Raw genomic sequence first — 7,357 nt, forward strand, 5'->3', positions numbered from 1 at the left:
GACCGGCACCGGGCCGCCCTCGCCGGCTGCGCCCGGGCCGCGGCGACGGCCGCCGGGCACGCCCGCCACGGCGCCGACGCCGTGGCGGATGCCCGCCGCTGGGAGCGCGGGCACACCGAGCGCGCCCGGCGGCTCGCCGCCCGGGCCGACCGCACGCACGCCGAGCTGGTCGAGCTGCGCCGGCAGGAGGCAGCAGCAGCCCACGCGGCGTCAGCGGGCTCCACCGGGGGCGGCGGCCACCTGTCGACGGCGGGGTACGCCAACGGGCAGATCCCGGCGAGCCAGCTGCAACCGCTCGCCGGCACCCACGGGGCGCACCGCCTGCAGGCACCGGCGGCCACCGCGTTCGACGCCATGTCGCGCGCCTACCGCGCGCAGTTCGGTGCCCCGATCGCGATCACCGACTCGTACCGCAGCCTCCCCCAGCAGGTGGAGCTGAAGCAGCGCAAGGGCGAGTGGGCCGCGACCCCGGGCACCAGCGAGCACGGCTGGGGCCTGGCGGTCGACCTCGGCGGCGGCGTCGAGTGCTTCGGCAGCGCGCAGCACCGCTGGATGCAGCAGCACGCGCCGGGCTTCGGCTTCGTGCACCCCGACTGGGCCCGTGAGGGCGGCTCCAAGCCCGAGCCGTGGCACTGGGAGTACCGCGGCTAGGCGCCTGCGCTACGAGCGGCGGAAGAGCGACCGCGCCGACCCGAGCCGCAGGAAGTCCGTCTCGCCCGTCGCGTCGTCGAGGCCGTCGTCGTCGGTGACGGCGTAGACGCGCCCGTCGCCGCCGATCGTCAGCCCCTCGAGCTTCTCCTGCGTCCACCCGCCGGTCGCCCGCAGCGAGGGCAGGACGTCGAGCGCGAGTCGCTTGCGCAGCACCGGGAGGGTGCCGGGCGCGGGATCGGTCGAGGGCAGGTCGACAGTGAAGACGCGCTTGACCCGCGCGTCCGGCCCGTTCAGCTTGTCACGCTCGATCACCGCGAGCCGGCGACCACCCACGACGGTCACCTCCGAGACGCCGATCCAGTCACCCGACGTCGTCGTGGTGCCGATCGGGTAGCCGAACCACGTCCAGGCGCCGGTGCGGACGTCGTAGCGGCCGATGCGGGTGACCCCCTTCGGGTCGGTCGACAGCTCGCGCTGCAGCGCCACGAGCACGTGCTCGCCCGCCCGGTCGTCGGTCACCGCGACGCCCTCGACGCCCTGCGCCCCGAGACCGGCGGCGACGTCCGCCGGCAGCGGCACGACCTGCTGCACCGCTCCGCGCGCGTCGAGCCGCACCAGCTGGTTGCCCGGCCCCTTCGCGCCCTCGACACCGAGCCAGTAGCCACCGCCCCGTCGCGCGGCGACGCCCTCGGCGTCGAGGCCGATCGGCTGGCCGTCGCGCGTCACCGGCAGCTCCCGGGTGATGACGGCGGGACGGCGCGAGGTGTCGATGGTCAGCACCTTCGTCGTGGCGTAGGCCGCGTCGGTCACGGACACCAGCCGGTGCCGCGCGCCGGGCACGGCGCTGAGCGCACCGAGCGCACCCCAGCCGATGGGCGCGCCGTGCACGTCGGCGCTGCGGATCGAGGGCAGGTCCTGCGTGCCGCGGCGCAGCGCGTAGACCCCGATGCCGGCCCGCACCCGCGCGGCGGCGTCGTCGACCTCGCTGGAGGTGACCAGCAGCCCGCGCGACGGGATCGCCAGGAGGCCCTCGGGGCCGTTGGTCGTGGGCAGCAGCTGCCGGAAGCGCGGGTGCCGCGGGTCGGCGAGGTCGTAGACCGCCACGAAGTTGCCGCGCTCGGCGCCGACGAACGCCAGGCGGCGGCCGCCGAGGGTCGAGACCACGACGTTCTCCGGCTCGGCACCCTTGTTGTCGGAGCGCGAGTCGTCGTGCAGTCCGTAGCGGATCGCGAGCTGCTCGAAGGTGTTGCCCGCGTCCCACACGACCGTGCCGGTGCGGGTGTCGAAGACGCTCCAGCCGCGGGTGCCGCCGCGCCAGTCGCCCTCGTTCGCGGTGGCGACGTAGCGGTCGTCGACCCAGGCGATGCCGTCGGGCTCGCGCGGCAGCGGCGGCAGGCTGCCGGTCTGGTCGATGACGTCGTCGTCCTCGGTGTCGACGCCGGTCAGGGCCACCGACCCAGCGCTGAACGCCGTCGTCACCCGGCCGGTGGGCAGGTCGACCAGCACGACCCCGTCGTTCTCCTGCAACGTCACCGCGAGCTGGTCGCGACGGTTGATCGTGATGTACTCCGGCTCGGGGTCGGTCGGCTCGGTGAGCCCGGCGAGGGCGGGCAGGGCGCTGCCGTCGGCGTCCGTGAGCGGCACCGAGCGCAGGCCCCACGACGCCGGGCGCGTCCCGGCGAGGTCGAGCACCTGCACCAGGCCGGCCGGCGCCTGCGGCAGGTCGCCCTCCTCGCCGCCGGGCGGGGTGGCGTCCTCGTCGCGCTCGTTCTCGATCGCGATCGCGGCGTACCGACCGGAGGGTGCGACGGCGATCGAGTCGGGCTGCCCGGCCAGCGGGACGGACCGCACCGTCGTGCGGTCGCTGATCCGCACGACGTCGAGCCGGCCGGACGGCGCGGTGTACGACGGGCTGGTGTTCACCACGACCAGCGCGTAGCCCCCGACGACGGCCACCGACGTCGGCTCGTCCTCGGCGTCGCCCTCGCGGGTGAGCGGCAGCACGCCGAGGCCACGGGGGCGGCGCGGGTCGCTGATGTCGACGAGGTGGATGCGCTTGCCCACCCCGTCGGTCGACAGCAGGGTGCGGCCGTCGGTGGTGACGGCGGAGATCTCGGCGACGGTCTCGGTCTCGGCGGGCTCGCCGTCCGGGCGGTTGAGGTACACCGGGTAGGTGGCCAGGCGCTGGAACGACGACGCGCGCTCGCCGTGACCGCCCGGTCCGCCGTGACCGGGTGCGTGGGCGGGGGTGTGCGCGGAGGCACCCGCCGCACCCAGCCCCCCGAGCACCGTCGCGAGCCCCGCCACCAGCACACCCGTCGTCCGCCTCGCCGTCATGGCCACGAACCTGGCAGCGGGTGGCGACCACGCGCCGGACGCCCGGCGTCGCCCGCGCGGCTGCCGGGTGACCGACGGGTGAACCGCCTCAGCGGCGGTAGCCGGCCTGCGCCTCGAGCCGGGCGATGCGCTCGGCCATCGGCGGGTGGGTGCTGAACAGCCTGCTGAAACCGTCGCCGCGGAACGGGTTGGCGATCATCAGGTGGCTGGCGCTGACCAGCTCGCGCTCGGGTGGCAGCGGCAGCTGCTGGGTGCCGAGCTCGAGCTTGCGCAGGGCGGAGGCGAGGGCCAGCGGGTCGCCGGTGAGCCGGGCGCCGTCCTCGTCGGCGTCGTACTCGCGGGTGCGGCTGATCGCGAGCTGCACGACGGTGGCGCCGAGCGGTGCGGCGAGGGCGATGAGCAGCATGGCGAGCGGGTTCGGCCGGTCGTCGTCGTCGCCGAAGCCGCCACCGAAGAACAGCCCGATCTGCGCCACCGACGTGATGGCGCCGGCGACCGCGGCGGCCACCGACGAGGTGAGGATGTCGCGGTTGTAGACGTGCATCAGCTCGTGCCCGAGCACACCGCGCAGCTCGCGCTCGTCGAGCAGCTGCAGGATGCCCTCGGTGCAGCAGACGGCGGCGTTGCGCGGGTTGCGGCCGGTGGCGAACGCGTTCGGCGCCTGCGTGGGCGACACGAACAGCCGCGGCATCGGCTGGTTGGCCCGCGTCGAGAGCTCGCGCACCACCCGGTACATCGCCGGCTGCTGCACCTCGCTCACCGGGTAGGCGCGCATCGCCTTGATCGCGATCTTGTCGCTGTTCCAGTACCCGATCGCCGTGGTCACCAGGCCGACCAGCGCGAACAGCCAGATGAACCGGCCACCCGCCAGCAGCGCGCCGACCAGCAGCAGCAGCCCGAAGATCCCGCCCAGCAGCAGCGTGGTCTTCAGCCCGTTGAAGTGCTGGTGCATGGTGCGACAGGCTCCCTCGGGTCGTGGTGGTGGCGCGCCACCCCTGCTGCTGGAGGCCGCGGTCCGTCGCTCGGCTCAACGCCCGAGGTGGTGCGTGCCGTTCCCGCCGCGGCCCCGCGTCCGCCGATCAGCCGAGGCCGGCCGAGCCGAGCAGCGCCAGCAGGCCCTCCGGCAGCACCGAGAGCGTCAGGCAGCCGGCCGCGGCCATCGCGAGCGCCAGCCGCTGGGGACGGGCCCCGGGGTGCACCTCGGGGCGCGGGTCGTCGGGCCGCGCGACGAGGTGCGCCGCCCAGCGCAGGTACACCGCGACGCCGAGCACGACGTTGACCACGGCGACGGCGACCAGCCCCCAGGCGCGGACGCCGAGCACCGGCACCAGCGCGACGACCTTGGCCAGCACCCCCATGACGCCCGGCGGCAGCCCGGCCAGGCAGAGCAGGGCGAACCCGAGCACCAGCGTGGTGACCGGGCGCCGGCGCCACAGGCCGTCGTAGGCGTCGAGGCCGTGGGCGGCTCCGAGCGGGTGCCCGGCCGCGACCCGGGTGACGACGCCGAACGCCGTCAGGCTGGCCACCACGTAGGCGAGCAGGTAGGCGACGGAGGCGGCGACGGCGCCGGCCAGGCGTCCGGCCCCGACCGCGCCGCCGAGCGGCAGCAGCACCCAGCCGGCCTGCCCGACGGTCGACCACGCGAGCAGCCGGACGGCGGTGCGCTGCCGCAGCGCGACGAGGTTGCCGACCGTCATGGTGAGCACCGCGAGCCCGCCCACCGGCGCGGCCCACAGCGCCGACCGCTCGGGGGCGCCGACGCCGAGCACCAGCACGATCGCGGTCAGCCCGGCGGCCTTCGAGACGGTCGAGAGGAACGCGGCGACCGGCAGCGGGGCGCCGGCGTAGGTGTCCGGCGTCCAGAGGTGGAACGGCACCAGCGACAGCTTGAACGCCGCACCGGCGACCAGCAGCGCCAGCCCGAGCCCGTGCACGGCGGCCAGGTCGCCGAGCCGGGTGTCGACCGGCGCTCCGAGCAGCAGCGAGCCGGTCGAGGCGTAGACCAGGGCGGCACCGAGGGCGAGCAGCCCGAACGACAGCACCGCCGTGAGCAGCAGCTTCACCGCGGCCTCGGCGCCCCGGCCGTCGCGGCGCAGCCCGACCATGCCGACGATCGGCAGCGCCGACGTCTCGAGGGCGACGACGAGCGAGGCGAGGTCGCGGGCACCGGCGAGCGCGCAGGCCCCGGCCGTCGCGGCGAGCAGCAGCGTGAGGTGCTCGGTGCGCGGCCGCCGCGGCGTGCCCGGACCGAGCGAGAGCAGCAGGCAGCCCAGCGCCGCCACCAGCACGACCAGCTGCAGCGAGCCGGTGAGCGGCGAGGCGACGTAGCTGCACTCCCCCTGCGCCGGGTCGCCGAAGCAGAAGGTCTGCCGCCCGTGGTGGGCCAGCGGCACCAGCGCGGCCAGCGCACCGAGCAGCGCGACGACGGCGACGGTGCCGGTGACCGCACGCGTCGCCGGACGGCGCGGACCGAGCACCGCGTCGAGCGCGAGCACCAGCACGGCGGCGAGCGCGGGCAGCAGGGCCGGCGCGACGGCCAGCCAGTCGACGGAGGGGACGCCCACTACACGACCCCCCGCACGGCCTCGAGCACCGCGCGCACCCCGGGCTCGGTGACCCGGAGCAGCAGCGACGGCAGCAGCCCGAGCGCGGCGATCGCGACCACGAGCGGGAGCCCGACGGCGACGTCCGCCCAGCTGGCCTCGGGTACGTCGTCCACCGGCTGCGCGGGTGCGTCGTCCGGCCGCTCGCCGTGCCACACCAGGCGCAGCACCCGCAGCAGGTAGGCGGCGGCGAGCGCGGTGCCGACGGCGGCCAGCACCGCGAGCGCCCGCCAGAACACCACCCCGGGCTCGCCGTCGCGCTCGGCGTCGGCCGGGCCGTGCCAGCTGCCCAGCACCGCGAGCAGCTCGCCCCAGAACCCGGCGAGGCCGGGCAGGCCGAGCCCGGCGACGCAGCCGACGGCGAGCATCGCCCCGAGCCGCGGGGCGCGGTCGCGCAGGCCGGCGCCCACGTCGCCGACGCCGGTGCGCCCAGAATCCTTCAGCGCCCCGGCGACGACGAACAGCAGCGCCGAGATCGCCCCGTGGGCGACGTTCAGGAACAGCGCGCCCTGCAGCCCCTCGGGGGTGCCGCTGGCGATGCCGAGCGCCACGAAGCCGGTGTGCGCGACGGACGAGTACGCGACGAGCCGCTTCAGGTCGCGCTCGCGCAGGCAGACCAGCCCGCCCCACAGCACGCCCGCGGCGCCCAGCGCACCGAGCACCGGCGCGACCGCCGAGAAGCCCTGCGGCACCACCGGCACGACGAACCGCACCATGCCGTAGCTGCCGAGCTTGAGCAGCACCCCGGCCAGCAGCACCGACCCGACGGTGGGCGCGGCGGTGTGCGCCGGCGGCAACCAGGTGTGCAGCGGCAGCACCGGCACCTTCACCGCCAGGCCGAGCACGAGCAGCACGGCGGCGGCGACCTGCGTGGTGCGGTCGAGGCCCGTCCCGTGCGCGGCGGTCAGCCGGACGACGTCCGTGGTGCCCGCCCCGATCGCGACGACGAGCAGCCCGGCGAGCATCAGCACCGAGCCGAGCGCGGTGTAGAGCACGAAGCGGCTGGCGGCCTCGTCGCGCTCGGGCCGGTGACCCCAGACCCGGATCACCGCCCACATCGGCACCAGCACCAGCTCGAACGCCACGAAGAACACCACGAGGTCGGCCGCGGTGAAGGCCGCCAGCGCGCCGCCCTCGACGGCGAGCAGCGCCGCCACCAGCGACTGCGGCGACCCGCCCCCGGGCACCTGGCGGCACAGCAGCAGCATCACGGCGAGGCCGAGCACGGCGGTGAGCAGCACCAGCGGCAGCGCGATGCCGTCGACCAGCAGGTGCAGGCGGACGCCGATCGTGGGCACCCACGCGACGTCGACCTCGGCGACCGGGTCGGGCGACTGCCAGGGCCGCGCCGCGAGCAGCAGCACCGACGCGAGCAGGGTGACCGACGCGGTGACCACGCCGACCGGCACCGCGACCGGCTCGATCTGCCAGCGGGGCACCAGCAGCAGCAGGGCGGCGACCAGCAGCGGCAGCCCGACCAGCAGCACCAGCAGCGCGCTCACCGCACCCCCACCCCCACCGCGGCGACGACGAGGCCGCCGACCACCACCCACAGCAGCTGCGTCGTCGGGCGGCCGGTCTGGGTGCGCACCAGCCCGCGCCCGCCCCAGCGCGCGGCCCAGCCGGCGGCGCGCACGTAGCCGTCGACCACGTCGTCGTCACCGGCCCGGACGACGCGGGCCAGGGCCTGCACCGGGCGGACGACGAGCCGCCCGGGCAGCGCGTCGAGGCCGAGGCCGTCGAGCAGCTCGGGGCGCACCCGGCGG

Annotated in this window: 5 protein-coding genes and 1 pseudogene; 1 reads left to right on the forward strand and 5 read right to left on the reverse strand. The window is 76.3% G+C overall.

What is annotated here, in order from left to right; genetic code table 11:
* The coding region (locus ACYVI6_RS17470) for a M15 family metallopeptidase (protein ID WP_460447589.1) at positions 1-651 on the forward strand (651 nt) is incomplete at its 5' end.
* A gap of 9 nt (positions 652-660) precedes the next feature.
* Here the strand turns inward: ACYVI6_RS17470 and ACYVI6_RS17475 are convergent.
* From ACYVI6_RS17475 to ACYVI6_RS17495, 5 genes and pseudogenes are all read right to left on the reverse strand, one after another.
* The gene (locus ACYVI6_RS17475) at positions 661-2,988 is read right to left on the reverse strand and encodes an esterase-like activity of phytase family protein (protein WP_460447590.1); all 2,328 of its coding nucleotides are present in this window, start codon (positions 2,986-2,988) and stop codon (positions 661-663) included.
* An 88-nt stretch (positions 2,989-3,076) separates the two neighbouring features.
* Positions 3,077-3,940 carry a zinc metalloprotease HtpX gene (gene htpX / locus ACYVI6_RS17480; RefSeq protein WP_460447591.1) on the reverse strand — a complete coding sequence of 288 codons (864 nt, stop codon included), beginning with the start codon at positions 3,938-3,940 and terminating at the stop codon, positions 3,077-3,079.
* A gap of 127 nt (positions 3,941-4,067) precedes the next feature.
* Positions 4,068-5,552: an NADH-quinone oxidoreductase subunit N gene (locus ACYVI6_RS17485; RefSeq protein WP_460447592.1), complete on the reverse strand. Its 1,485-nt coding sequence runs from the start codon at positions 5,550-5,552 to the stop codon at positions 4,068-4,070.
* Positions 5,552-7,093: a complex I subunit 4 family protein gene (locus ACYVI6_RS17490; protein WP_460447593.1), complete on the reverse strand. Its 1,542-nt coding sequence runs from the start codon at positions 7,091-7,093 to the stop codon at positions 5,552-5,554. The genes ACYVI6_RS17485 and ACYVI6_RS17490 overlap by 1 nt, the downstream gene beginning before the upstream one ends.
* Positions 7,090-7,357, reverse strand: a pseudogene (locus ACYVI6_RS17495) (NADH-quinone oxidoreductase subunit L); the annotation flags it as partial. The gene ACYVI6_RS17490 and the pseudogene ACYVI6_RS17495, both read right to left, overlap by 4 nt.

It is taken from the genome of Angustibacter aerolatus, assembly GCF_054776675.1.

Coding starts and splice junctions, on each gene's coding strand:
- ACYVI6_RS17475 (WP_460447590.1), bottom strand. CDS start 2,988: ATGACGGCGAGGCGGACGACGGGTGTGCTGGTGGCGGGGCTCGCGACG.
- htpX (WP_460447591.1), bottom strand. CDS start 3,940: ATGCACCAGCACTTCAACGGGCTGAAGACCACGCTGCTGCTGGGCGGG.